Below are 26981 nucleotides of genomic sequence, written 5' to 3' on the forward strand. Positions count from 1 at the left end.
ACCGCATCCCGCGTATGAACAAGCGTCGGAGTTGATTACTTATGGATGCTCTGCGGCATCCCTGGTAAAGCAAACAACTGCATTTCTTCGGGAGAAGGCAAATTGCCTTTGAAGCACTCCTGCGTTGACTGGGATCCCGAAGTCCCGTTGAAGTGAAGAGCGGTTTCCTTTATCCCGGATTTGGTGTTTCAATACGGGGCCAGCTCTTCAAGCTGCGCGAATTGTAGGAGTCGGTTTATATCGAGTCAATACTATAAAAACGTAATTCAATAACTTTTATGTCTTACTTTTTATTAATTTTTTCTCGAAAGTAAATAAAATCAATAACTTGGACTTTTCATTTCAGTGACTAGTTCCAAAGTCGGTTACCGTGAAAAACACATGAAATATTTGGATTTGCGCGACTTCATTTCCCAATTGCAACAAATGGGCGAACTTAAGCGCATAAATGTGCCTGTTTCGCCGCATTTGGAGATGACCGAGATTTGCGACCGTACCTTGCGGGCTGCAGGGCCGGCGCTGCTGTTCGAGCAGCCGACCGGTCACAAGATTCCCGTACTCGGCAATCTGTTCGGTACGCCGCGACGCGTGGCACTGGGAATGGGCGCGGAAGACGTCGGCGAACTGCGGCGCATCGGCCATCTGCTGGCAGCGCTGAAGGAACCGGAGCCGCCGAAAGGATTCAAGGATGTGCTGGGTCTCGGCAGTCTGGTCAAGTCGCTGTGGGACATGACACCGAAGGAACGGCGCAGCGCGCCATGCCAGGAAATCGTCTGGGAGGGCAACGATGTCGATCTGTCGAAGTTGCCGATCCAGCATTGCTGGCCGGGCGACATCGCACCTCTTATTACATGGGGACTGGTGATCACGAAAGGGCCGCACAAGAAACGGCAGAACCTCGGCATCTACCGCCAGCAGGTGATCGGCCACAACAAGGTCATCATGCGCTGGCTGGCGCATCGCGGCGGCGCACTGGATTTTCGCGAACACACTATTGTTAACAGAGGCCAGCCGTATCCGGTCGCCGTCGCGCTTGGCGCCGATCCGGCGACCATCCTCGGCGCGGTGACGCCGGTGCCGGACAGCCTGTCCGAATACCAGTTCGCCGGCCTGCTGCGCGGCAGCCGTACCGAACTGACAAAGGCGATCGGCAGCGAACTGCGGGTACCGGCTTCGGCCGAGATCGTGCTGGAAGGGCATATTTACCCGGACGAGAATCATCCGTCCGGTTACGAGCATGCGCTGGAAGGGCCGTACGGCGACCACACCGGCTATTACAACGAGCAGGACAGCTTCCCGGTTTTCACGATCGACCGCATCACGATGCGGCGCGACCCGATCTATCACTCCACGTATACAGGCAAGCCGCCGGACGAGCCGGCCGTGCTGGGCGTGGCGTTGAACGAAGTGTTCGTGCCGTTGCTGCAAAAGCAATTTCCGGAAATCACTGACTTTTACCTGCCGCCGGAAGGCTGCAGCTACCGGATGGCGGTGGTGCAGATGCGCAAGGCCTACGCCGGCCATGCGAAACGCGTAATGTTCGGCGTCTGGAGCTTCCTGCGCCAGTTCATGTATACAAAGTTCATCATCGTGGTCGATGAAGATGTCGATATCCGCGACTGGAAGGAAGTGATCTGGGCGATCACGACGCGTGTCGATCCGACGCGCGACACCACACTGGTCGACAGCACGCCGATCGATTACCTGGACTTCGCGTCGCCGGTCAGCGGCCTGGGCAGCAAGATGGGCATCGATGCGACGAACAAGTGGCCGGGCGAAACCAGCCGCGAATGGGGCACGCCGATCGTGATGAGCGACGACGTGAAGCAGCGTGTCGACCAGATCTGGCAGCAGTTGGGTATTTAATGCGGGGTATTTAATGCGGGGTATTTGACGCGGTGCGGTTGAAAACATGTTTTTGAAACCGCGTCTTTGAAACCGATGGCGGGAAGGGCGCATGCGATGCTGGCGAGCCTCATTGAAAATAATGGGGATATCGGCAACAGCGCCCCGCAATTTCCGCAGCGAGCGCCTGTCATTGCTGGTAAAATGCTCGACGGCGGGCCCCTGCGCATTGTGGCATGGTCAATCTGGTCAGGTCGGGAACGAAGCAGCCACAGCCATTCCCCGCAAGTGCCGTAGACAAGGCTCGCCTCTTTCCTGTTTTTCCTCCCCGTATTTTTCTTTTTGCCAATCCTGCGAATCTTCCTGCCGTGGGTGGCACGGGCATTTCCCTTTCAGTCATTCGCATTCTCGTTCGAATTCCCGTTGCCGTCCGGAACGAGGGGCATGCTATTCTGCTGCCGGTTATCCTATGCGGCTAACAGATTCCCAACAGTCGTTCTTACTTCGCTGCCCGCCGGTGGCGTATCGCAAGCGTGAACATGCAACACTCCAGAAAAATCCTCGTGATCGGTGCCGGACTGATAGTCGTTGGCGCGATTGCCTATTTCGCCCTGTCGGATGAACGGCAGGCAATGCATGGCGCAGCGGCGCAGTCGGTGCGCACCGCATTGGCCGAACGCAAGACGATTCCGATCACCGTGCATGCGAACGGTTACGTCACTGCCATCAACACCGTCGACGTGCGGCCGCAGGTACAGAACATCGTGCGCGAAATCCATGTGAAGGAAGGGCAGTTCGTCAAGGCAGGCCAGCTGCTGTTTACATTGGACGATCGCGGCGACCGTTCCAATCTCGAACGCGCGCGCGCCGAAGCCGAAGCAGGGCGTGCCGATCTGGCCGATGCCGAGCTGACGCTGAAGCGCAACCGGGAACTGCTGGAAAAGAATTTCGTTTCGCAATCCGTCGTCGATACCGCGCGCAACAAGGTAGAATCGCTGCGCCGCACGCTGCAGGCGAATCAGGCTGCGGCGCAAGCCAGCAACGTGGCGCTCGGCTACAACCGCATTGCAGCATCGATCACCGGGCGTCTCGGCGTCATCAATGTGCATCCGGGCAGTCTGGCGCAGCCTTCCGGCGATCCAATGGTGACGATCACGCAGATCGATCCCATCCATATCAGCTTCTCGCTGCCTGAGCGCGAGCTGACCAACATCACGGCGACCTATCCGGACGGCGGCGCGCCGGTGCGTGCGCAATTGCCCGGTCAGCCGGAAATCACCGGCAAACTGGTCTTCATCGACAACACTACCGATCCGCAGACCGGTACGATCAAGATGAAGGCCGAGTTCGCCAACGGCGCGCACAAGTTGTGGCCGGGCAGCTATGTGAGCGTGAGCCTGGTTTCGCGCAACGTCGAGAACGCGGTGCTGGTGCCGGCGCAGGCCGTCGTCACCGGGCCGGTCGATAAATTCATTTATGTGGTCGGCGCCGACGACAAGGTCGCGCAGCAGAAGGTTGACGTGGTTGCCATCGAGGATGGGCAGGCTGCGGTGACCGGACTGGCGGCCGGCGCACGAGTCGTCGTCGAAGGCTCGCAGAACCTGCGACCGGGCAACCGGATCGTCGAAGCAAAAGACGAGAGCGCGGCGCGCAAGAAGCCGGCGCCGGGTACCGATTGATGGCGGCGTATCTCCGGCATTCGGCCGTGACCATCGCGAGGCGGCATAGCGCGTGAATATCTCCGAACTGTGCATACGCCGGCCGGTCATGACCGTGCTGCTGTCGATCGCGGTGGTCGTGATCGGCCTGTTCTGTTATTTCAAGCTGCCGATCGCCGCGCTGCCGAGCTACGACCGGCCGGTCATCAACGTCACCGCCAGATTGCCGGGCGCGAGCCCCGAGGTGATGGCGTCATCGGTGGCGACGCCGTTGGAAAAACAGTTCTCGACGATCGCCGGCATCGACGTCATCAGTTCCAGCAGCACGCTGGGCAATACTTCCATCGTTCTCGAATTCGACCAGGACCGCGATATCGATGCGGCCGCGGTGGACGTGCAGGCCGCATTGCTGCGCGCGCAGCGCAGCCTGCCGGAAGAGATGACCGATCTGCCGGCGTATCGTAAGGTCAATCCGGCCGATCAGGCCGTGCTGTTGCTGTCGCTGACATCGCCTTCGTTGTCGCTTTCCGAACTGAACGACTATGCCGAAAACCTGATTTCGCCCTCGCTGTCGACGATCGACGGCGTGGCGCAGGTGCAGGTCTACGGTCAGCGGCGCTACGCGGTGCGCGTGAAGGTCAAGCCGGACGAGTTGGCCGGGCGCAACATGACGCTGGACGAACTGGCCGGTGCGGTCCGTGCCGCCAATGCCAATTCGCCGGTCGGCGTGCTGGATGGTCCGCGCCAGACGCTGACGTTGCAGGCCAACAAGCAGCTGCAGAATGCCGAAGCCTTCAGCAACCTGATCATCGCCACCAACAACGGCCAGGTCACGAGGCTGCGCGACGTGGCGACGCTGGAAGACAGCGTCGAAGTGACGAAGAGCGGCAGCTGGGCCAACGGCGAACCGTCGATCGTGCTGGCGGTGCAGCGCCAGCCGAACGCGAATACGGTAGCGGTGGTCGATGCAGTCAAACAGACGTTGCCGCAGTTCCGTGCGCAGATACCGAACTCGATCGAGATGCGCGTACTGAACGATCGTTCGACGTCGATCCGCGAGGCGATCCACGACGTCAACTTCACGCTGGCGCTGACCATCGTGTTGGTGGTGCTGGTCATCTTCCTGTTCCTGAAGCGGCTGACGGCAACGATGATCCCGGTGCTGTCGCTCCCGATTTCGCTGATCGGCTGCTGCGCGCTGATGTACTGGCTGGGCTACAGCCTGGACAACGTGTCGCTGCTCGGCATCACGATCGCGGTCGGCCTGGTCGTCGATGATGCGATCGTGATGCTGGAGAACATCGTGCGCCACATCGAGGACGGCATGGATCCGCTGGCGGCGGCGCTGAAAGGCTCGCGTGAAGTCAGCTTTACCATCATCTCGATTTCGATCTCGCTGGTCGCCGTCTTTATTCCGATCTTCTTCATGCCGGGCGTGGTCGGCCTGCTGTTCCATGAATTTGCCGCCGTCGTGTCGCTGGCAGTGCTGGTATCGGCAGTCGTGTCGCTGACGCTGGTGCCGATGCTGTGCAGCCGCGTGCTGCGCCACGAGAAAGCGGAAGAGCATCGCGACAATGCCGTCAGCCGCGCCTTCGAACGCCTGTTCGATCGCACGTTGGCTCTTTATGCACACGCGCTCGACTGGTCGCTTGCACATCGACGCACGATCCAGGCGCTGGCTTTTGCCTCTTTCGTGATGACGGCGTGGTTGTTCATCACGATTCCCAAGGGTTTTTTCCCGGTCGAGGATATCGGCCAGATCAGCGCCACCGTCGAAGGGCCGGACGATGCATCGTATCCGACGATGGTGAGGCTGGTGACGCAGGCGGCGGACATCATCCAGAACGATCCGAACGTGGCGACGACGACCTCGCGCACGCGCGACAGCAACGTCGGCAACCTGTTCATCGCACTGAAGCCGCGCGGCGAGCGCGATCCGATGGACAAGGTGCTGCACGACCTGCGGCGCAAGCTTTCCGCGATTCCCGGCGTGACCGTCTATCTGAACCCGGTGCAGAACCTGCGGCTGGGCGGCCGCACGACGAAGAGCCAGTTCCAGTTCGTGCTGCAAAGCGTGCGCGCCGACGAACTGAACGAATGGGCGGAAAAGATGCAGGCGGAGATGCGCACCGACCACAGCTTCATCGACGTGACCAGCGATTCGCAACTGAAGGGATTGCAGGCGCAGGTGGAGATCAACCGCGACCGCGCCAATGAAGCCGGCATCGATATCCAGGCGATCCGCACCGCGCTGTACAGCGCCTACGGCGATCGTCAGATTTCGACGATCTACACCAGCAGCAACAGCTATTCGGTGATCCTGCAGGACGAAGGCGTCGGCGATCTGGACGAATCGGCATTGAGCAAGATCTATCTGCGTGGCGGCAGCGGCGCGCTGGTGCCCTTGCTGAGCGTGGCAACCGTGCGGCGCACCGCGGGACCGATCTCGGTCAACCATCAGGGGCAATTGCAGGCGGTGACGATCTCGTTCAACCTTGCGCCCGGCGTGCCGCTGGGGGCGGCGACCGGCAAGATCGAGCAGATCAAGGAAGCGATCCAGCTGCCGACCAGCATCGTGACCAATTATGCGGGCGATGCGGCCGTGTTCCAGTCTTCGCAGGCCAGCCAGGCCGCGCTGATCGTGCTGGCGGTGATCGTCATCTACATCCTGCTCGGCGTGCTGTACGAAAGCTACATCCATCCGATCACGATTCTGGCCGGCTTGCCGTCGGCTGCAGTCGGTGCGTTGCTGGCACTGCGCATCTTCGGTTTCGAACTGACGATGATCGCGACCATCGGCATTCTGCTGCTGATCGGGCTGGTCAAGAAGAACGCGATCATGATGATCGATTTTGCGCTGGATGCGCAGCGCAACCAGGGTTTGTCGCCGCCGGAGGCGATCCGTCAGGCCTGCATCCTGCGTTTCCGGCCGATCATGATGACGACGCTGGCGGCGGCGGTCGGCGCCTTGCCGATCGCATTGGGATTGGGGGCAGGTGCCGAACTGCGTCAGCCGCTGGGGCTGGCGGTGGTCGGTGGCCTGTTGGTGTCGCAGGTGATCACGCTGTTGATCACGCCGGTTATCTATCTGTATTTCGACCGTTTCAGCGGTACAGGGCCGTTGCAACTGACGGCCGAGCAGGAAGCAGCGGCGCGCTGACGGTTCAGGCCGGATAGGCGCGTTGCAGGATGCGCTGCAGGACGTTGCCGGAATCGATGTCCGGTTTCCCGTTCAGTGTTCTGCCCAGAGTGCCGTACACACGGCCGTTGGCAGGATCGCTGCGGCTGGCGACGAAGATTTCCGCATTTTCCTGCGGCGCATATTGCAGCATCAGCGCCGATTGCGCTGTCAGTACCAGTTGCTGTGCGAGGCGACGCACCTGCATCTGCAGTTGTTCCTGCGGCAAGGCAGCCATGTCGTGCAGCGCATGCAATTGCGTTTTCAGCGCGGAATGCCCGGCAGCGGTTTCTTCCAGATACTGCAGCAACGATGCCCACGCTTGCGGTTCGCGTTCGATTGCGCGCAGCACGTCCAGGCACATCACGTTGCCGGAACCTTCCCAGATCGAATTGACCGGCGCTTCGCGCAGCATGCGCGCCATCGGCGCTTCCTCGACGTAGCCGTTGCCGCCCCAGACTTCCATGCATTCGCCGCAAAATTCGATGGTGCGCTTGCATATCCAGAACTTGGCGGCCGGCACCACGATGCGCCGCCATGCGCGCTCCAGCGGATTGGTTTCGCTGTCGTTCTTGCTGCCGTGATCGACGTCTTCCGCTTGCGCCAGGCGCATCATCAGCAGCGTGGCGGCTTCGCTTTCCAGCGCCAGATCGGCCAGCACGTTCTGCATCAACGGCTGTTCGGCCAGCAGGCGGCCGAAGGCGCTGCGGTGGCGCGCGTGGTGGATCGCCTGCACCAGCGCGTGCCGCATCAGGCCGGCGCTGCCGATCACGCAGTCGAGCCGCGTATGGTTTGCCATTTCGATGATGGTCGGAATGCCGCGTCCCTCTTCACCGACCATCAGGCCCCAGGCATCCTGGAATTCGACTTCGCCGCTGGCGTTCGACTGGTTGCCGAGCTTGTCTTTCAAACGCTGGATCAGCACGGCGTTCTTGCCGCCGTCGGGGCGCCAGCGCGGCACGAAGAAACAGGAAAGGCCGCCCTCGGCCTGTGCCAGCACCAGATGCGCATCGGCATGCGGCACCGAATAGAACCATTTGTGTCCGGTCAGCAGATACGGCTGGCCGCGTCCGCGTTCTTTGATGGCACGTGCAACTGTGGCATTGGTGCGCACGTCGGAGCCGCCCTGTTTTTCCGTCATGCCCATGCCGATCAGGATGGCGCGCTTGCCGGCGATCGGCAGGTCGCGCGGATCGTGTTCGCGTGCGAACAGCTTCGATTCCAGCATGGCGACCAGCGCCGGTTCCTGCCGCAACAACGGGATGGAAGCGAACGTCATCGTGATCGGACACAGCGAGCCGGATTCCAGCTGCGCCTGCAGGTAGTAGCCGGCGGTACGTGCCGCATGCGCACCGGCGCGCGGCTCCGACCACGGCAGCGATTGCAGGTTGGTCTGCCGTTGCAGCGCCAGCAGTTCGTGCCAGGCTGAATGGAAGACCACGCTGTCGATACGGCGGCCGACGCGATCATGTGTCTGCAATTGCGGCGGATGACGATTCGCCAGCGCAGCGGTTTCGCGCATCGCTCGTGTGCCGAGCGTTGCACCGCTATGCGTCAGCGTCGTTGCATGCCAGGGCGCAGTGCGCTGTACGGTTTCCTGCAGTGCGACATCGATTACATAGAGATTGCAATCGGGCAGGTCGGGAACCTGGTTGGCAACTTCATGGGTGGGCCATTGCATGGACATTCCTTTCCGGCGCGGGGAAATGGTGCAATTTAGTACGATTATGGTACGGATTTTTTGTTGTTGTAACGTACATCTGATGGAATTGCCAGCCTGTCGCCGCAACGGATGCCATGGCCGATACGATGACGGAGAATCCGGCGCGGCTGTCAGGTAAAATGCGGTTTGCTTCCATTCGCGAACGGCTTCCATGTCCTATCAAGTTCTCGCCCGCAAGTACCGCCCGAAAGGCTTCGACACCTTGGTCGGGCAGGAGCACGTCGTGCGGGCGCTGACGCATGCGCTGGAGCACAAGCGGCTGCATCACGCCTATCTGTTTACCGGCACGCGCGGCGTCGGCAAGACGACGCTGTCGCGCATCCTCGCCAAATCGTTCAACTGCACCGGGCCGGACAGCAACGGCGACATCACGGCCGCGCCGTGCGGCGTGTGCGAAGCCTGCACCGCGATCGATGCCGGCCGCTTCGTCGACTACATCGAGATGGATGCCGCCTCCAACCGCGGCGTCGACGAGATGGCGCAGCTGCTGGAGCAGGCGATCTACGCACCGTCCAATGCGCGCTTCAAGGTCTACATGATCGACGAGGTGCACATGCTGACCAACCACGCCTTCAACGCGATGCTGAAGACGCTGGAAGAGCCGCCCGAGCACATCAAGTTCATCCTCGCGACTACCGATCCGCAGAAGATTCCGGTGACCGTGCTGTCGCGCTGCCTGCAGTTCAATCTGAAGCAGATGCCGCCGGGACACATCGTCTCGCATCTGGAAAACATTCTCGGCCAGGAAAGCATCGAATTCGAAACGCCGGCGTTGCGCCTGCTGGCACAGGGCGCGCACGGCTCGATGCGCGACGCGCTGTCGCTGACCGACCAGGCGATCGCCTATGCAGCCGGCAAGGTCACGCTGGACGCAGTGCAGGGCATGCTGGGCGCGCTCGACCAGTCCTTCCTGGTGCGCATCCTCGATGCGATGGCGCAGAAGGATGGGGCGGGCTTGCTAGCGGTGGCCGACGAGATGGCCGCACGCAGCCTGTCGTACAACGCTGCACTGCAGGACCTCGGTTCGCTGCTGCACCGCATTGCATTGGCGCAATCGGTGCCGAGTGCGGTGCCGGAAGATCTGCCCGAGCGCGAAGACATCCTGCGGCTGGCGGCATTGTTCGATGCCGAGGAAATCCAGCTGTTCTATCAGATCGCCGTGCACGGCCGCAACGAACTGGGTCTGGCGCCCGACGAATACGCAGGCTTCTCGATGACGTTGCTGCGCATGCTGGCGTTTCGCCCCGGCTTCGGCCCGGCGGAGACGAAACCGGCTGCCGCGCCATCGCCGGCAGCACGCCCGGTTGCCGCACCTGCCGTTGCGTCGTCCGCTCCGACTGCCCGATTGAGCGCCGCGCCGCAGGCGGCGATAGCCAGTGCACCTGCCAGTGCGCCGGTATCTGCGTCTTCTGCGCGTCCTGCCGGCATCAGCCCGGCGCGTGCCGCGCTGGAAGCAGCACGTGCCGGTGCGAAGATGCCGTCACGTGCACAGTCACCTGCAGCGCCGGTCATGTCGCAGCCATCCGCCTCGGCGCCGTCTGCAATGGTATTGCAAGCGGCACAGGTGCCTGCATCCTTCGATCAGGCGCCACCCATAGATCTTCCCGATCTGCCGCCGGCGCCGCCGTGGGATGACGAGCCAGGCTTTGCACAGCCTTCGGCTCAAAAAAAAACTGAAGAGCCTGCCGTAGCGGAAAATGCTGCACCCGCGTCTGCAGCAAGTATCGCGAGTGTTACGAGTGCGGTTTCCGTGAGTACGGCAATCGAATCGTCGGCCGCGCCGTTGCCGCCTTATGTGCCGCAGCCGGTTCCCGGCTTGCAATGGGATGGCGACTGGCCGACGCTGGCGGCGACATTGCCGGTGCGCGGCGTCGTCCATCAGCTGGCGCAGCAGAGCGAGCTATTGAAATGCGAGGAAGACGACAACGCCTTCCGTTTCGATCTGCGGATTGCAGTGGATGGATTGCTGGTCGCTGGTAGCGTGGACAAGCTGGCGGCGGCATTGACCGAACGCTTTAGCAAGCCGGTGCGTATTGTCACCAGCATCGGCTCAGTACGCTACACGGCCAACGCCCAGGCGCAGGCTGATCGTGCCGAACGCCAGCGCGAAGCGGAGCAGGCGATGCAGGACGATCCCTTCGTACAAAAATTGATGCGCGAATTCGGCGCGACCATCGTGCCGGGCTCCGTGCGTCCGGTCTGATTATTTTTCCTATTTTCGATTTTGCAGAGGAGCAGTTCACCATGATGAAGAATCAGTTGGCAGGCCTGATGAAGCAGGCGCAGGCAATGCAGGACAACATGAAGAAGATGCAGGAGCAACTGGCGACGATAGAGGTCGAAGGCCAGTCCGGCGCCGGCCTCGTCAAGGTCGTGATGAGCTGCAAGAACGACGTCAAGCGCGTCACCATCGATCCGTCGCTGCTGGGTGACGACAAGGATATGCTGGAAGACCTGGTTGCTGCCGCGTTCAACGATGCCGTGCGCAAGGCCGAAGCCACCTCGCAGGAAAAGATGGCGGGTGTGACGGCAGGCATGCCGCTGCCGCCCGGATTCAAGATGCCTTTCTAAAAACGGCGCGTAGTGAAAACACCGTCCAGTCTCGATTTTCTGACCGAGGCATTGCGCCGTCTGCCCGGCATCGGCCCGAAGTCGGCGCAGCGCATGGCCTACCATCTGATGCAGCACGATCGCGATGGCGCGGCCATGCTGGGTCGCGCGCTGACGCAGGCCGTGGAGAAGGTCCGGCACTGCGCGATGTGTAATACCTTTACCGAAAACGATATCTGCGAAACCTGCGTCGATCCGGAACGCAATGTCGCGCTGCTGTGCGTGGTTGAAACGCCGGCCGATCAGTTGATGATCGAACAGACGCTGACGTATAAAGGCTTGTACTTCGTGCTGATGGGAAGATTGTCTCCGCTGGACGGCATCGGCCCCAAGGACATCCATCTGGAAAAACTGGTCGCGCGTGCCACCGACGGTATCGTCGAGGAAGTCGTGCTGGCGACCAATTTCACCAACGAAGGCGAAGCCACCGCGCACTACATCAGCGAAACGCTGAAGGCGCGCGGCTTGAAGGTCAGCCGGCTGGCGCGCGGCGTACCGGTCGGCGGTGAACTGGAATACGTGGACGCCGGTACCATCGCGCGCGCAATGCTGGACCGGCGCTCGACCTGAACGCGGCACGCGTGTATCTTGCAGGTATGCATGTCGTGCACGAAGCTGCCGTGCCGGTGCCGTTGTGCCGAATATCTGTCGATGATGCATCCTTTCGCGAAAGGTGATCGCCATGTTTACGCACTCGCCGGAAAACCAGGGTTGGCTGCGCAACAAGTGGCAGGCGCTTGTCACTTCGGTACAGGCGCAACCGGCTGCTTCCGATGCGGTCTGGGATGAACTGATCCGCCATTATTCCGAACCGCATCGCGCCTATCACAATCTTTCGCACGTCATGACGCTGCTGCGTCATGCGGAAACGCATCGCCACCAGATCAGCCGGATGGAAACGGTGGAGTTCGCGGTCTGGTTCCATGACGTCATTTACGATACGCACCTGAAGGACAACGAGCGGCGCAGCGCAGAATGGGCGCGCCGCGCGATGATTGCGATGCAGATCGACGAACGGCATATTCCGCTGGTGATGGCGTGCATCGCTGCCACCGAGCGGCATGAAATCGCATCGTCGCAGATCGCCGATCTGCCGCTATTTCTCGATTTCGATCTGGCCATCCTCGGCACACGGGAAGAAATCTACAGGCAGTACAGCGAAGTGATTCGTGCCGAGTACAGCTGGGTGCCGCTGGCCGAATACAAGATCGCGCGCGGCAGTTTCCTGCAGCGCTTCCTTGAACGGCCGGCGCTGTTCTTCACGACAGCCATGGCGGACGGCCATGAACATCAAGCCAGAATGAATCTCGAATCGGAATTGCGCGAGCTTGCGCAAAGTTGAACAAGGCAATGGCAACATGACGACAAACGAATCGAATAACGCATCATCCGGCCCACTGGCCGGCATCAAGGTTCTCGAACTCGGTACGCTGATCGCCGGCCCGTTCTGCTCGCGCATGCTGGCCGAGTTCGGTGCCGACGTCATCAAGATAGAAACGCCTGACGGCGGTGACCCGCTGCGCCAGTGGCGTGTGCTGAAGGACGGCACTTCGCTGTGGTGGAGCGTGCAGTCGCGCAACAAGAAAAGTCTGACCCTGAACCTGAAGGATGCGCGCGGGCAGGAGATCGCACGCAAGCTCGCGCTGGATGCCGACATCATCATCGAGAACTATCGTCCCGGCGTGCTGGAGAAATGGTCGCTCGGCTACGAACAGTTGAAGGCGATCAACCCGGCCACGGTGATGGTGCGCCTGTCAGGCTTCGGCCAGACCGGGCCGATGAAGGACCAGCCGGGTTTCGGTGCGGTCGGCGAATCGATGGGCGGGCTGCGTTATGTATCCGGCTTTCCCGATCGTCCGCCGCTGCGCGTGGGTATCTCGATCGGCGATTCGCTGGCAGCGCTGCATGGTGTGATCGGCGCGATGATGGCGCTGCGCCATCGCGACGTCACTGGCGGCCGCTGGAACGGCAAGACCGGCAATGATTGCGTGGCTGGGCAGGGACAGATGGTGGATGTGGCGCTGTATGAAGCCGTCTTCAACATGATGGAATCGCTGGTGCCTGAATACGATGTCGCCGGCGTCGTGCGCGAACGTACCGGCGGCGCGCTGCCCGGCATCGTGCCGTCGAATACCTACACGACCGGCGACGGCGAGAACATCGTCATCGCCGGCAACGGCGATGCGATCTTCAAGCGCCTGATGCTCGCGATCGGGCGCGACGACATGGCCAACGATCCGCAACTGGCACGCAACGATGGTCGCGTTCCGCGTACGGCCGAGATCGACGAAGCGATCCAGTCATGGTGCGCGACGCAGACCATAGTCAGTGCGCTGGATACACTGAAAAAGGCCGACGTACCGGTCGGCAAGATCTATTCGGTGCGCGACATGCTGACCGATCCGCAATTCCTCGCGCGCCGCATGTTCGAACAGCACGCATTCGCCGACGGTTCGCCGGTCAAGCTGCCGGCGATCACGCCCAAGCTGTCGGCCACGCCGGGCGAGACGCGCTGGCTGGGGCCGCAACTGGGGCAGCATACCGACGAGGTGCTGCAATCGCTGGGGTTCGATGCGCAAGGCATTGCCGTGCTGCGGGCCGACGGCGTGGTGTAAAGAGTGTGGTGTAAGAGGAGAATGCACGCATGAATCATCAGTTCTGGAAGCAGTTTGCGATTGCACTGGCCTTGTTTCTTCTGGGCTACTGGTCGTTCAACGGTCTCTTCAGCTAGCGCGGCATGCAGATTTCGGCTTCTGACGACGCCGGAAATCTGTTTAAATGGGCTTCCCTACCGTTCAGGCATCGCCGGGCTGCTGCATCCGGAAGCGCCGGGGAATTTTCTTCATTTGAAAAGGAGGATCAGATGGGCATTCTGAGCACGATTTTCAGCAAGATTTTTCCATCCGCCAAGGCAGAGTCGCCAACTGCAACAACAGCATCGACATCCGCTCCGGCAGCAAGCGCTGCCCCGGCCGCGGAACCGGTCGATGTCGCTGCCATTCTGAATGACCTGGCCGCAAAGAATCCGCAGAAACTGAACTGGCGAACCTCGATCGTCGATCTGATGAAACTGCTCGACCTCGACAGCAGTTTGACGGCGCGCAAGACCTTGGCGCAGGAACTCGGTTACAAGGGCGACATGGGCGATTCCGCGACAATGAACATCTGGCTGCACAAGCAGGTGATGATCAAGCTGGCGGAGAATGGCGGCAAGGTACCGGACGAGTTGAAGTAATCGGCCTGCCGTCTACAGGAATCGGGTATCGCTGCAGGGCGCTGCCCGATTTTTTTGCGTCGCTCAGAAGCGCACGCCGCCGGTCCAGATCGCCCCGGCCGTGCCGAACACGATGATTTCGGTGCAGAGCTGCTTGTAGCAGTAGCCGACCGCGGGCAGTACGGCTGGGGCCGTACCGTACTTGTTCAGCGGAATCTTGTTCTGATATTCATCCTTGTAGCCATGGATCAGTCCACCGACGATCTTGACGTAGGCGTTCGGTGAGGCATCGAAGGGATGATATTTCTTTCCCCAGTAGAGCAGCGTGGTCGGTTGCCGGTACGAGTTCTTGAAGTACGCGCCACCGACAACGGTGTTGTCGCGGTAATTCCATTCCAGGTTCAGCAGGTGCTGCGTGTTGTTGTGGATCGGATCGGGATGGAAATGGCGGGTCGCGATACTGGTGTTGAAGTAGATATTGTGCGGCGCGCTTTCCGGCGCTGCAACGTCGGCTGCGATGTCGACTGTATCGTCAGCGGTATTGCCGGCTTCTTTCGTCTGAGCGAGGGCCGCAAGCGGTGCGCAGAAGAGAAGTGCGGCGATGGAAGCCGCTGCAAAGCGTGTCAACGGGGTAGTAGTCATGCATCTGAAAAATGGGAACGATGCCTGTCGGACATGGCGCAAGGCCATTCGTTCCCCGTCTTTCCTCGAAACACTCCCTCGAAAGAGCTGGGCGGATGGGCGATCAGGTGTCGGCTGCGACGAAAACCAGCCGGTTGCCGAAGGGATCGTGAACGGTCATTTCGCGGCTGCCCCACGGTTGATCTTCGATGCCAGGCTTCATGTAGCGATAGTTCTTTGCCGTCAGTTCGGCATGAAAGCTATCTAGTTTCATTGTCTCTATCCGCAGCGCCGTACCGGGACTGCAGTCACCGTGATGTTCGGTCAAGTGCAGCACGCATTCTTCGCGCGATACCTGGAGATAGAGCGGGAAATTTTCGCCGAAGCGATGTGTCCAATCGATGCCAAAGCCGAGAAAGTCCACATAGAACTCGGTTGCCTTGTCCACGTCGAAGATGCGCAGAATGGGCGTGGTGCGGCCGAAACGCATAGTGCTCCAGTCAGCTTATTTGCCGAGCAGCGTACCGGCTGTAATCAGCAGCGAAACGATGGCCAGCACGATCGCGATATTGGCGCGGCGCGCCATGGTGGAGCAGGAGAGCGAAACGTTCTGCAACTGCTCTATTGTTTCCTTCAGCAGTTTCGATTGTTCAGCCTGCAGCGATTCGTAATATTCGAGCTGCTTGATTGCGGCGTTCAGTTTTTCCTCGTGATCGGCTGAGGGGTTGATGCGCGGTGGCGGTGCGCTGGTTTTCTTGAAGAGCTTTCCCGCCGCATCGATCAGTGTCGGCAGCGTGGCGATGATGGTGGTCCACGGTACAGGCATTTCATTTCCTTTCGATGAGGGCTCGCGATCGTTTTCCGGCAGGCCGGACGACATGCCCGGCCGCAGATTAGTGCAGCACTTCAGTGCAGTGCTTCAGTGCAGTGCTTCAGTGCAGTTCCTCAATCAGCTTTTCCAGCTTCACCGCATCCGCACAGAACGCACGTATGCCTTCTGCCAGTTTCTCCGTCGCCATTGCATCGTCGTTCAGCATCAGGCGGAAAGTTTTTTCGTCCAGCTTCAATCTGTCGATCTGCACCTGCTGTGCCGCTTCCGGGCTCAGCTTGCGTTCCAGCGATGCATCGGTTTCCGCCAGCTTCTGCAGCAGTTCGGGGCTGATCGTCAGCAGGTCGCAACCGGCCAGTTCGACGATCTGCGACGTGTTGCGGAAGCTTGCGCCCATGACCTCCGTCTTGTAGCCGAACTTGCGGTAGTAGGTATAGATGCGCTTGACCGACTGCACGCCCGGATCGTCGGCGCCGGTGTAATCGGTGCCGGTGCTTTTCTTGTACCAGTCGTAGATGCGGCCGACGAACGGCGAGATAAGTTGCACGCCGGCTTCGGCGCAGGCAACTGCCTGCGGCAGCGAGAACAGCAGCGTCAGATTGCAATGGATGCCTTCGGCTTCCAGCACTTGCGCCGCGCGTATGCCTTCCCATGTCGAGGCGATCTTGATCAGCACACGGTCGCGCGCGATGCCGGCTTCTTCGTACAGGCGGATCAGTTCGCGGCCCTTGGCAATCGTGCCTTCGGTGTCGAACGACAGGCGTGCATCGGTTTCGGTGGAAACGCGGCCCGGAATCACTTTCAGGATTTCCTGGCCGAAGGCGATCAGCAGGCGGTCGATGATTTCGTCGGTGCTTTTCCCGGCATGCTCACGCGCGACGCGTTCCATGATCGGGCGGTATTCGTCTTTCTGGACGGCTTTCAGGATGAGCGACGGATTGGTCGTCGCATCCTGCGGCGCAAAGGCCTTGATCGACTGGAAATCGCCGGTGTCGGCGACGATGGTGGTGTACTGCTTCAGTTGTTCGAGCTGGCTCATGGCTTCTGTCTTGTGGTCTCTTTCTGTTGTCGTTATCCGTGCAAATTCTATTGTACGTCTTGCCTCGCGTTGTGCTGGGCGGTCGAACGAGCGCCTAGTCGCCGTCCGGCATCTGCAGGAAGGAATCGAATTGCATCTCGATCTTTTGCAGCGCTTTTTGCGCATGCGCCATCTTGCGGCGGCGTTCGGCCGGCAGACGCAGCGCCAGGCCGACGGCAAGGATGTCGATGACGACCAGATGCGCCAGCCGTGCCGAGATCGGCGTGTACGGATCGGTATGGAAATGCAAATCGATCGGGATCAGCGCCGTCGCCAGTTCGGCCAGCGGTGTGCCGCTGGGCGCCAGCGCAACGATATCGGCGCCGGTTGCACGCGCGAGTTGCACGCTGCGCAGCAGTTCCGGGCTGGTGCCGCGTTGCGAGATGGCGACCACGGCATCGCCTTTCTTCAGCAATGAAGCGGCGATGCTGTGCACATGCGGATCGCTGTAGGCGACGGTCGGAATGCCGCACCGGAAGAATTTGTGCTGCGCATCGGTGGCGATGATGCCGGACGTGCCCTGGCCGTAGAACTCGATGCGTGTGGCGTGCGACAGCAGGTGCAGCGCACGCTCGATCGCATCGGGATCGAGACTGTTGCGCAGGTCGAGCAATGTATTGATCGAGCGGCCGCAGATCTTGCTGACCAGATCCGCGGCGGGATCTTCCAGCATCGGCGACGCGTCCGCGCCGGGAGAAAGCGCAAGGCCTTGTGCCAGCTTCAGCTTGAATGCATGCCAGCCGTCGAAACCGATTGCACGGCAGAAGCGCACGACGGTTGGTTCGGAGACGCCGGCCTTCTTTGCCAGCGCGGCGATGTTGGCATCGATCGCCCGTTCCGGCTGTTCCAGCACGGCAAGAGCGACTTTCTTTTCCGACGGGGAAAGCGAATCGTATTGCGTGCGGATGGCGTCGAGCAGCATGCGGTCGTTCTATCTGCGCTATTCGGGCAGCACTTCTTCGCGCCACTGCAGGCCGTCGCGCCCGATCAGCGCGCTGGCCGCAGCCGGCCCCCAGCTGCCGGATGTGTACGGAATCGGCTCGTTGCCTTCCTGTTCCCAGTAACGCAGTACGGGTTCGACCCATTCCCATGCGGCTTCCAGTTCATCGCTGCGCATGAACAGCGTCAGATGGCCGCGCAGTACGTCCAGCAGCAGACGCTCGTAGGCATCCATGCGCGGCGTCTTGAAGGTTTCGGAGAAATCGAGTTCCAGTTCGACCGGTTTCAGACGCATGCCGTCGCCGGGCGTCTTCGCCATCAGGTTCAGCTGCAGGCCGTCGTCCGGCTGCAGGCGAATCACCAGGCAGTTCGGCAGGAAGCTGCTGGCCGATTGTGCAAAGATCGAATGCGGCAGCGATTTGAAGCGCACGACGATCTCGGCCAGCTGGTCGGCCATGCGCTTGCCGGTGCGCAGGTAGAAAGGCACGCCGGCCCAGCGCCAGGTGTCAATCTCGGCTTTCACGGCGACGAAGGTTTCGGTGTTCGAATCGGGATCGGCGCCTTCTTCCTGGCGATAGGCGGGAACCGGCTTGCCTTCGACGTGGCCGGAGCGATACTGGCCGCGCACGACGTTGCGCGACAGCGTGGTTGGCGTGAAAGGCTTCAGCGAGCGCAGGACTTTCAGCTTTTCGTCGCGCACCGCATCGGCGCCGACCGACAGTGGCGGCTCCATCGCGGTGATGCACAGCAGCTGTAGCAGGTGGTTCTGCATCATGTCGCGCAGCGCGCCGGAGGTTTCGTAGTAACCCATGCGATTGCCGACACCGATTTCCTCGGCGATCGTGATCTGCACGTCGGAAATCCATTCACGCCGCCACAGCGGTTCGAACAGCACGTTGCCGAAGCGCAGCGCCAGCAGGTTCTGCACGGCTTCCTTGCCGAGATAGTGGTCGATACGGAAGATCTGCGATTCCTTGAAGACGCGGCCGACTTCCTGGTTGATCTGCTTGGCGCTTTCCAGATCGCGGCCCAGCGGTTTTTCAAGAACAACACGCGAATTGTCGGTAGCGAGGCCGCGCTCGGCGAGGTTGTGACAAATCTGTGCGAACAGCGTCGGCGAGACGGCGAGATAGAACACCCGCGTCAGCTTCGCATCGTTGCGCAGCGCGTCGATCAGCGGCTGGTAGGTGGTGGCGTCGGTCGCATCCAGCGAAACATAACGGATGCGCGCGCAGAACTTGTCCCATGCGGCTTGCGAGAAGGCTTTGTCGCCAATGTGCAGCCGTGCGTTTGCGTTCAGTGCGTCGACGAATTCCGCGTCGCTCCACGGATGACGGCCGACGCAGACGATCTTCGCAGCCGGCGGCAGATCGCCGGCGCGGTCGCGGGCGTAGAGTGCAGGAATCAGCTTGCGCATCGACAGGTCGCCGCCGCCGCCGAACAGGACAAGATCGAAATCGTTGAGTGCCATGATGATGAAAAAATCCGGTGTGTGTTGTCAGGTGTTGCTTTGGTTTTCGGTCTTCGTGAACGGTAGCAGGACTTTGCGGGAGCGGCAATTCACACGGCGTACATTGGAGGCCATGAATCTGACGTTATTGCATCGCCTTGCGGGCACGTGCGATCAGGCCGTTGGTCGAGCTGTCGTGCTGCGCTGGTTTCGGCTGGCCGACCAGTTCTGCCTCAATGTTCTTTGCCAGCACCTTGCCGAGTTCCACGCCCCACTGGTCGAAACTGTTGATGCCCCAGATCGCCCCCTGCACGAAAACCTTGTGCTCGTACAACGCGATCAGCGCGCCCAGCGTTGACGGTGTGAGCGTGTCCATCAGGATCGTGTTGCTCGGACGGTTGCCGGGGAAGGTACGGTGCGGGATCAGCCGCGCGATTTCCGCGTCGGGCAAGCCTTGCGCGCTCATGTCGGCGCGTACTTCGTCAGCAGTCTTGCCACGCATGAAGGCTTCCGATTGCGCGAAGCAGTTCGCCAGCAGGCGCGCCTGATGATGTTCGAGGTGATGCGACGGCTTCAATGCGGCGATGAAATCGACCGGCGTGATGTCGGTGCCCTGATGCAGCATCTGGAAGTAGGCATGCTGGCCGTTGGTGCCGGTGTCGCCCCAGATCACTGGGCAGGTGGCGACGGAGACAGGCGCGCCGTCCATCTGCACGCGCTTGCCGTTGCTCTCCATCTCCAGTTGTTGCAGATACCCGGGGAACAGCGACAGATCCTGATGGTAGGGCGCGATCGAGATCGATGTGCTGCCGAGGAAGTTGCGGTTCCAGATGCCGGTCAGCGCCATGATGGCCGGCAGGTTCTTTTCCAGCGGCGCGGTGCGGAAGTGCTTATCCATCGCATGCGCGCCGGCAAGAAAGTCGCGGAAGCCGTCGATGCCGATCGCCAGTGCCAGCGACAGGCCGATGGCCGACCAGACCGAATAGCGTCCGCCCACCCAGTCCCAGAAGGGAAACATGTTTTCCGGCGCAATGCCGAATTTCGTGACCAGTTCCAGATGCGTGGAGACGGCGACGAAGTGCTGCGGCAGACCGCTTTCCGGCGCCTGCTGCAGGAACCAGGCACGCGCCGATTGCGCATTCGTCATCGTCTCGGACGTGCTGAAGGTCTTGGACGAAATGATGAACAGCGTGGTCGACGGATCGATCTGCGGCAGCAGCGCATCCAGATCGTGGCCGTCGACGTTGGAGACGAAGTGCATCTTCAGGCGCGGATGGCAGAACGGGCGCAGCGCCTGGCAGGTCATCTTCGGCCCGAGATAGGAGCCGCCGATGCCGATGTTGACGATGTCGGTAATGGCGCGGCCGTCGTGGCCCAGCCATGCGCCGGAGCGCACGCGTTCGGTGAAGTCGGCGATGCGGTCGAGTACGGCATGGACATCGGCAACTACGTCGCGACCATCGTGCTGCAGTTTGTCGCTGCGTGGCCGGCGCAGTGCCGTATGCAGCACGGCGCGATGTTCGGTGCCGTTGATTTCCTCGCCGGCAAACATCGCATCGCGTTTTTCTTCGACTTGCGCATTGCGTGCGAGAGCGCACAGCAGCGTCATCGTCTTTTCGTCGACAATATTCTTTGAATAGTCCAGGAACAGGCCGGCGCCTTCGGCGGAGAATGTCTCGAAACGTCGCGCATCGCGGGCGAACAGGTCGCGCAACTGCCAATGGCGGGCATCCTCCAGATGCTGTTGCAGTGCCTGGTAGGCGGAAGTGTCGGTAAGGGAAGTGGGCATGACGGTATGGCGATGATTGAAATAACTATATCAGATTATGGTAATTCCACTACAAATAGTTTCCGGCAAGCCGATATGCGTGAGTGGAATGCGGATCGCCCAGCCGCAGGCGTCCTGTAACGGATAACGCGATCGGCGGAAAGTTCCATTGGAGAAGGAACGCAGCTCCTGAACGCCGGCAAGAGTTTCGGCGGACGGGAATGAATTTCATCGATGATCGGTAGTCATAGCGGGAAAGACCGGTTGTGCGTAACGGATATTCCTGCATTTGCTTGCCGGTCGGCATGTCATCTTGTAGTAAAATTTCACATTCGCTTTCAAGGAAGAATTCATGCCGCTCCATCCCGTCCTAGCCGCCGTAACCGGACGTATCGTCGAGCGCAGCCGCCCTTATCGCGCTGCCTACCTGCATCAGCTTTCCGAATCCGTCACGCGCGGCGTGCACCGCAGCACGCTGTCGTGCACGAACCTGGCGCACGGATTCGCTGCCTTTCCGCAGAACGACAAGCTGGTGCTGAAGCAGCAGAAGTTGCCGTCGATCGCCATCGTTTCTGCCTACAACGACATGCTGTCGGCACATCAGCCTTACTATCGCTTTCCCGACATCATCCGCGAAGCGGTGCGCCATGCCGGCGGCGTTGCGCAGTTCGCTGGCGGCACGCCTGCGATGTGCGACGGCATCACGCAGGGCCAGCCGGGCATGGAATTGTCGCTGTTCTCGCGCGACACGATCGCGATGTCGGCCGGCATCGCGCTGTCGCACAATATGTTCGATGCGGCCGTCTATCTCGGCATCTGCGACAAGATTGTGCCGGGCCTGCTGATCGGTGCGCTGCATTTCGGCCATCTGCCGGCCGTGTTCATCCCGAGCGGACCGATGACGACCGGCATGTCCAATTCCGAGAAATCGCGCATCCGCCAGTTGTATGCACAGGGCAGGATCGACCGCGACGCCTTGCTGGAAGCGGAAAGCAAGTCCTACCACGATGCCGGCACCTGCACTTTCTACGGCACGGCCAACAGCAATCAGATGCTGATGGAAGTGATGGGCCTGCATCTGCCGGGCTCGGCTTTCGTCACGCCGAACACGCCGCTGCGCGATGCGCTGACTGCGCAGGCTGCGCGCCGTGCGGTCGAGATCAGCCTGCAGGGCGGCGCTTTCACGCCGGTCGGCCGGCTGGTCGATGAAAAGACCATCGCCAATGCGATCGTCGCGCTGCTGACGACCGGCGGCTCGACCAATCACACGATCCATCTGGTGGCGATTGCGCGTGCCGCGGGCATCGTCATCGACTGGAACGATTTCAATGATCTGTCTACCGTAGTACCGCTGCTGACGCGCATTTATCCGAACGGCGAGGCCGACGTCAATCATTTCCATGCTGCCGGCGGTACCGGCTTCGTGATTCGCGAACTGCTGGATGCCGGCCTGCTGCACGACGACGTGACGACCATCCTCGGCCAGGGCTTGCGCGCGCATTGCAGCGAGCCTTTCCTGGAAGGCGAAAATGTTGTCTGGCGCGATTCGCCAGACACCAGCGCCGACGAAAACGTGCTGCGTCCGGCCGAGCGTCCGTTCGCGCCGGACGGCGGCCTGCGTCTGCTGACCGGCAATCTCGGCCGCGCGGTGATCAAGATTTCCGCCGTCAAGCCGCAGCATCATCTGGTCGAGGCACCGGCCATCGTCTTCAATTCGCAGGAAGATTTCATGCACGCCTACCAGGACGGCAAGCTGAACCGCGATTTTGTCGCCGTCGTGCGTTTTCAGGGGCCGAAGGCGAATGGCATGCCGGAACTGCATGCGCTGACGCCGGCGCTCGGCAGCCTGCAGGATGCCGGCTACCGCGTCGCGCTGGTGACGGACGGCCGCATGTCCGGCGCATCCGGCAAGGTGCCGGCGGCGATCCACGTCTCGCCCGAAGTATTGGCGAACGGTCCGCTGGGTCGCGTGCGCGATGGCGATCTGATCCGGCTCGATGCCGAAGCCGGCACGCTGCAGGCGCTGGTCGACGAAGCAGAATGGCAGCGCCGGCCGCAGGCGGCGGCCGATCTGTCGTCCAACATGATCGGCATGGGGCGCGAACTGTTTGCGATGTTCCGCGCGACTGCCGGCGCGGCCGAAGAGGGCGCGGCCAGCTTCGGCCTGCCGCACCTGATGACGCCGGCCTCGACGGAAATCAACCAGCCCAAGGGCGATGCCGAACCGTTCAGCGACGAAGATACGAACGTCCAACAATCGATACAGGCCCATCCATGATGAATCTTCTCGAAATCATGCGCGTTTCGCCGGTAATTCCGGTGATCGCGATCGACGACATCCGTCACGCAGTGCCGATGGCAAAGGCGCTGACAGCCGGCGGCATCCGCGTGCTGGAAGTCACGTTGCGCACGCCACACGGCATTGCCGCGATCCGCGCGATTGCGGAGCAGGTGCCGGAAGCCATCGTCGGCGTCGGCACGCTGACGCGGCCGGAAGAGTTTGCGCAGGCGCGCGATGCGGGTGCGGTGTTCGGCGTTTCGCCGGGGCTGACGACTGCATTGATCCAGGCTGCTGCCGCCAGCGGACTGCCGCTGCTGCCCGGCGTGATGACGCCGTCCGAAATTCTCGCGGCACGCGAGGCCGGCTTCCATCAGGTCAAGCTGTTTCCGGCAGTGCCGGCGGGCGGCGTCGGCATGCTGAATGCGATTGCGGGGCCGATTCCCGACATGCTGTTCTGTCCGACTGGCGGCATCACGCAGCAGACGGCTGCACAATTCCTCGCCTGCAAGAACGTCGCCTGCGTCGGCGGCTCATGGCTGACGCCGAAGGATGCGCTGGCGGCCGGCGACTGGCAGCGGATTACGGAAATGGCGAAGGCGGCAGCGGCGCTGCGCTGATTTGGAGAATCTGATTCAAGCTGCAGCACTGGCGATGCGGTTGCGACCGCCGGCCTTGGCCTGATAGAGAGCGGTATCGGCACGCCGCATCAGGTCGGCGACAGATTCCTGTTCCGTGCGTACCGCCATGCCGATGCTGACCGTGCAGGGCACCAGACGAATCTGCGCTGCATCCGGGACTGCCGCCAGTGTCAGGCGCAATCGTTCGGCAATGACCATGGCTGCAGCGGCATCGGTTTCCGGCAGCAGTACTGCAAACTCCTCGCCGCCTACGCGCGCGATGCAATCCATGCCGCGAATTTCCTTTTCCACGCGCTGGACGATTTCCTGCAAGACACGATCGCCGACTGCGTGGCCGTGTGTATCGTTGATCTGCTTGAAGTGATCAACGTCGAACAGCAGCAGCGACAGTGCCCGGCCGGTGCGGCGCACGCGCACCAGTTCGCGTTCGGCCAGCTCGAAGAAGGCGCGGCGCGACCAGGCGCCCGTCAGAAAATCCCGGTTGGCGGCAGCCATCGCCTGTTCCATCATGCGATTGTGGACGATCATGATGATGCCCATCGAGAACACGGGAATCACCATCGTGCCCATCGAGATGAACAGCAGGTTCACCGGCGACGATTGGAATGCCGATGACAATTGCTCGAGATTGCTGCCGTGCACGATGCCGCGAACGCCATGGCAGAACGCAAAAAAGATCGCCATGCAGCCGGTGAAACGGCGGGAATAGCGCGCCGTATCGTCGGATGAGGCACGCAGTACGAGCAGGCCGATGACCAGGCACAGTGCGCCATGAAACAGCGAGACCAGCGCGATGCGCACGTGCAGCATGTCACGACCGTAATGGAACAGTGAGAGCAATGCGATCAGCAGCGCCAGCGAGCCGGCCAGCGTTTTCACCGGGATCGGGCGCGACAGGAAGCGGCAGAACCCGGTGTAGAGCAGGCAGATGGCGGCGGCATATAAAGTATTTGCCAGCTCGATGGTCAGGATGGGAGCAATCTTGCCACGGCCGGCGAACAGCAGCAGCGCGACGACGGCACTCACGATTGCCAGCAGCCAGTCGCGCACGCCGGGAATGCCGCTGCGCATCAGCGACAGCAGAACGAACAGCATGACGACACCGAAGGCGGCGGTGAGCAGCAGGAGATTGAAGGAGTTGAGCATGAATTGATCTGGAGGCGGGGCGTAGTATAGCCGCGTTATGCCGGCGCAAGATCATTGTGTGGGTACCGGAATCATCCCGTGCAAGTTGAAGACGGTCGACAGCGGCAATGGATATCTTCCCGTCTGCGCAATCCGGCGGGCGGCTTCAGACTTGGGGAAGAGGTGGCTTATGCACGGAGCGGAATTTATCCAGGATCTGGCGGTGATCATGCTGATCGCTGCCATCGTCACGCTGCTGTTCCGCTGGCTCAGGCAGCCGGTGGTGCTGGGCTACATCCTGGCGGGTGTCATCATCGGCCCGCATACGCCGCCGTTCGAATTGATTCAGGACGACCACACGATCAAGATCGTGGCCGAACTGGGCGTCGTGTTCCTGATGTTTTCGCTGGGGCTGGAATTCAACCTGAAGAAGCTGACCAGCGTCGGCGTGACGGCCTTCGTCTGCGCGATGGCCGAGATCGTGCTGATGACGTGGATCGGCTACGAGATCGGCCGCTACTTCGGCTGGAACGCGATGGATTCGCTGTTCCTCGGCGCGATGCTGGCGATTTCCTCCACCACCATCATCGTCAAGGCGCTCGACGAACTGGGCATGAAGCAGGAGCGCTTCGCGCAACTGATCTTCGGCATCCTGATCGTGGAAGACATTCTGGCAATCGGCATGATTGCACTGCTGTCCGGTATCGCAATGAACGGCTCGGTCGATGCCGGCGACGTGTTCGCCACCGTCGGCAAGCTGTCGTTGTTCATGATCGTCGCGCTGGTGCTAGGCCTGCTGATGGTACCGCGGCTGCTGGCCTGGGTGGCGCGCTTCGAGAGCCGGGAAATGTTCCTGATCGCCGTGCTCGGCTTGTGTTTCGGCTTCTGCCTGCTGGTGCTGAAGCTGGATTACAGCATCGCGCTGGGTGCGTTCATGATCGGCGCCATCATGGCGGAAGCGCGCCAGTTGCATTTGATCGAACGGCTGATCGGGCCGATACGCGACATGTTCAGCGCGCTGTTCTTCGTCGGCGTCGGGCTGCTGTTCAACCCGGCGGTGCTGATCGATTACGCGCTGCCGATCGCACTGATCACGGTGGCGGTGGTGCTGGGCAAGATGGTGTCGTGCGGGCTGGGCGCTTTCGTCACCGGCAATGGCGGCCGTACTTCGCTACGGGTCGGCATGGGGCTGTCGCAGATCGGCGAATTCTCTTTCATCATCGCCTCCCTCGGCCTGTCGCTGCAGGTGACCAGCGAATTCCTGTATCCGATCGTGGTTGCCGTGTCGGCAGTGACCACGCTGCTGACGCCTTATCTGATCAGGCTGGCCGATCCGTTGTCGAAGCACGCGGCGGAGGGGATGCCGACGTCGATTGCCAATGTCGCGAACCGCTATACGACATGGCTGCACAGCAGCCAGCCGGAAGGCGATCGCGCCATGCTGATCCGCATCGTGCTGCGCATTGTCGCGCAGGTGCTGGTGAATTTCGCGATGACGGTGGCCGTGTTCGTCGCCGGCATCTACATCTTCGGCGTGATCGAACTGAATCTGGCGTCATCGATTTCGGATGAACAGATTCAGAAGGCCATCGTCTGGGGCGGTGCGCTGGCAATATCGCTGCCGTTCCTGATTGCCGCCTACCGCAAGCTGAAGGCATTGAGCCTGCTGTTTGCGGAATTGACGATCAGCGATGCCGGCAGCGTTGGACGTGTGCTGCGGCGGGTGACTGCGGAAGTGATCCCGATCGTTTCGATTGCGGTAATCCTGATGCTGATTGCATCGCTGAGCCGGCGTATTCTGCCGTCGCCCGAGATGCTGATGATCATCCTGGTCTGTGCTGCATCGCTGACCGTATTGATGTGGCGGCCTTTCGTACGCTGGCATTCGCGGCTGCAGATCGCATTGTTCGATACGTTGAGAGAAGAGCCGGACAGCAATGCGTGAAGCTGAGCATCGCCGGCAGGCAGCCGTGCAGGCATGTCCCCGGCAGCGGCGAGGCAGGTACATCCGCTAAAATAGCGCT

Annotated in this window: 21 protein-coding genes and 1 other RNA gene; 13 read left to right on the forward strand and 9 right to left on the reverse strand. The window is 61.1% G+C overall.

Annotation, left to right across the window (positions count from 1 at the left end):
• Positions 1-381 precede the first annotated feature (381 nt).
• The 4 genes from ubiD (at position 382) to IEV40_RS07880 (ending at position 6663) form a co-directional block, all read left to right on the forward strand.
• A complete protein-coding gene (ubiD, locus tag IEV40_RS07865; protein WP_188420431.1) occupies positions 382-1866 on the forward strand; it encodes a 4-hydroxy-3-polyprenylbenzoate decarboxylase in 1485 nt (494 codons plus the stop codon).
• A 192-nt stretch (positions 1867-2058) separates the two neighbouring features.
• Positions 2059-2157: signal recognition particle sRNA small type (ffs, locus tag IEV40_RS07870), an RNA gene on the forward strand.
• A gap of 227 nt (positions 2158-2384) precedes the next feature.
• The gene (locus IEV40_RS07875; protein WP_188420432.1) at positions 2385-3524 is read left to right on the forward strand and encodes an efflux RND transporter periplasmic adaptor subunit; all 1140 of its coding nucleotides are present in this window, start codon (positions 2385-2387) and stop codon (positions 3522-3524) included.
• 52 nt (positions 3525-3576) lie between these two features.
• Positions 3577-6663: an efflux RND transporter permease subunit gene (locus tag IEV40_RS07880; protein ID WP_188420433.1), complete on the forward strand. Its 3087-nt coding sequence runs from the start codon at positions 3577-3579 to the stop codon at positions 6661-6663.
• A gap of 4 nt (positions 6664-6667) precedes the next feature.
• Here the strand turns inward: IEV40_RS07880 and IEV40_RS07885 are convergent, their stop codons facing one another.
• Positions 6668-8362, reverse strand: coding sequence for an acyl-CoA dehydrogenase family protein (locus IEV40_RS07885; protein ID WP_188420434.1), 1695 nt, complete (start codon positions 8360-8362; stop codon positions 6668-6670).
• 193 nt (positions 8363-8555) lie between these two features.
• Between IEV40_RS07885 and IEV40_RS07890 the strand changes: the two genes are divergently transcribed.
• From IEV40_RS07890 to IEV40_RS07915, 6 genes are all read left to right on the forward strand, one after another.
• Positions 8556-10607 carry a DNA polymerase III subunit gamma/tau gene (locus IEV40_RS07890; protein WP_188420435.1) on the forward strand — a complete coding sequence of 684 codons (2052 nt, stop codon included), beginning with the start codon at positions 8556-8558 and terminating at the stop codon, positions 10605-10607.
• 41 nt (positions 10608-10648) lie between these two features.
• Positions 10649-10975, forward strand: a complete 327-nt coding sequence (locus IEV40_RS07895; RefSeq protein ID WP_188420436.1) for a YbaB/EbfC family nucleoid-associated protein — start codon at positions 10649-10651, stop codon at positions 10973-10975.
• 12 nt (positions 10976-10987) lie between these two features.
• Positions 10988-11584, forward strand: a complete 597-nt coding sequence (gene recR, locus IEV40_RS07900) for a recombination mediator RecR (RefSeq protein WP_188420437.1) — start codon at positions 10988-10990, stop codon at positions 11582-11584.
• 112 nt (positions 11585-11696) lie between these two features.
• Positions 11697-12356 carry an HD domain-containing protein gene (locus tag IEV40_RS07905; RefSeq protein WP_188420438.1) on the forward strand — a complete coding sequence of 220 codons (660 nt, stop codon included), beginning with the start codon at positions 11697-11699 and terminating at the stop codon, positions 12354-12356.
• A gap of 16 nt (positions 12357-12372) precedes the next feature.
• Positions 12373-13629: a CaiB/BaiF CoA transferase family protein gene (locus tag IEV40_RS07910; RefSeq protein ID WP_188420439.1), complete on the forward strand. Its 1257-nt coding sequence runs from the start codon at positions 12373-12375 to the stop codon at positions 13627-13629.
• 248 nt (positions 13630-13877) lie between these two features.
• A complete protein-coding gene (locus tag IEV40_RS07915; RefSeq protein ID WP_188420440.1) occupies positions 13878-14249 on the forward strand; it encodes a DUF3597 domain-containing protein in 372 nt (123 codons plus the stop codon).
• Positions 14250-14312: 63 nt separating this feature from the next.
• On the opposite strand, the gene IEV40_RS07920 is transcribed toward IEV40_RS07915, so the two are convergent.
• The 7 genes from IEV40_RS07920 to pgi form a co-directional block, all read right to left on the reverse strand.
• A complete protein-coding gene (locus tag IEV40_RS07920; RefSeq protein WP_188420441.1) occupies positions 14313-14870 on the reverse strand; it encodes a hypothetical protein in 558 nt (185 codons plus the stop codon).
• 103 nt (positions 14871-14973) lie between these two features.
• Entirely contained in the window at positions 14974-15339 is a 366-nt protein-coding gene (locus IEV40_RS07925; protein WP_188420442.1) for a glyoxalase superfamily protein, read from the reverse strand.
• A gap of 15 nt (positions 15340-15354) precedes the next feature.
• Positions 15355-15675, reverse strand: coding sequence for a hypothetical protein (locus IEV40_RS07930; protein ID WP_188420443.1), 321 nt, complete (start codon positions 15673-15675; stop codon positions 15355-15357).
• 106 nt (positions 15676-15781) lie between these two features.
• Positions 15782-16717 (reverse strand): transaldolase, encoded by a 936-nt coding sequence (gene tal / locus IEV40_RS07935; RefSeq protein ID WP_188420444.1) that lies wholly within the window; start codon positions 16715-16717, stop codon positions 15782-15784.
• Positions 16718-16811: 94 nt separating this feature from the next.
• Positions 16812-17678 (reverse strand): MurR/RpiR family transcriptional regulator, encoded by an 867-nt coding sequence (locus IEV40_RS07940; protein WP_188420445.1) that lies wholly within the window; start codon positions 17676-17678, stop codon positions 16812-16814.
• Between the two features lie 18 nt (positions 17679-17696).
• Positions 17697-19166: a glucose-6-phosphate dehydrogenase gene (gene zwf, locus IEV40_RS07945; protein WP_188420446.1), complete on the reverse strand. Its 1470-nt coding sequence runs from the start codon at positions 19164-19166 to the stop codon at positions 17697-17699.
• A 124-nt stretch (positions 19167-19290) separates the two neighbouring features.
• On the reverse strand, positions 19291-20934 hold the full coding sequence (pgi, locus tag IEV40_RS07950) for a glucose-6-phosphate isomerase (protein ID WP_188420447.1): 1644 nt from the start codon (positions 20932-20934) through the stop codon (positions 19291-19293).
• A gap of 331 nt (positions 20935-21265) precedes the next feature.
• On the opposite strand from pgi, the gene edd reads away from it, so the two are divergent.
• Positions 21266-23191: a phosphogluconate dehydratase gene (gene edd / locus IEV40_RS07955; RefSeq protein WP_188420448.1), complete on the forward strand. Its 1926-nt coding sequence runs from the start codon at positions 21266-21268 to the stop codon at positions 23189-23191.
• Entirely contained in the window at positions 23188-23811 is a 624-nt protein-coding gene (gene eda, locus IEV40_RS07960) for a bifunctional 4-hydroxy-2-oxoglutarate aldolase/2-dehydro-3-deoxy-phosphogluconate aldolase (protein WP_188420449.1), read from the forward strand. Before edd ends, eda begins: the two co-directional genes overlap by 4 nt.
• 15 nt (positions 23812-23826) lie before the next feature.
• On the opposite strand, the gene IEV40_RS07965 is transcribed toward eda, so the two are convergent.
• Entirely contained in the window at positions 23827-24978 is a 1152-nt protein-coding gene (locus IEV40_RS07965) for a GGDEF domain-containing protein (RefSeq protein ID WP_188420450.1), read from the reverse strand.
• 169 nt (positions 24979-25147) lie between these two features.
• Between IEV40_RS07965 and IEV40_RS07970 the strand changes: the two genes are divergently transcribed.
• Positions 25148-26902 (forward strand): cation:proton antiporter, encoded by a 1755-nt coding sequence (locus IEV40_RS07970; RefSeq protein ID WP_188420451.1) that lies wholly within the window; start codon positions 25148-25150, stop codon positions 26900-26902.
• The last annotated feature ends 79 nt before the right edge of the window (positions 26903-26981 follow it).

This window comes from Oxalicibacterium solurbis (genome assembly GCF_014635845.1).
Taxonomy (GTDB): domain Bacteria; phylum Pseudomonadota; class Gammaproteobacteria; order Burkholderiales; family Burkholderiaceae_D; genus Oxalicibacterium; species Oxalicibacterium solurbis.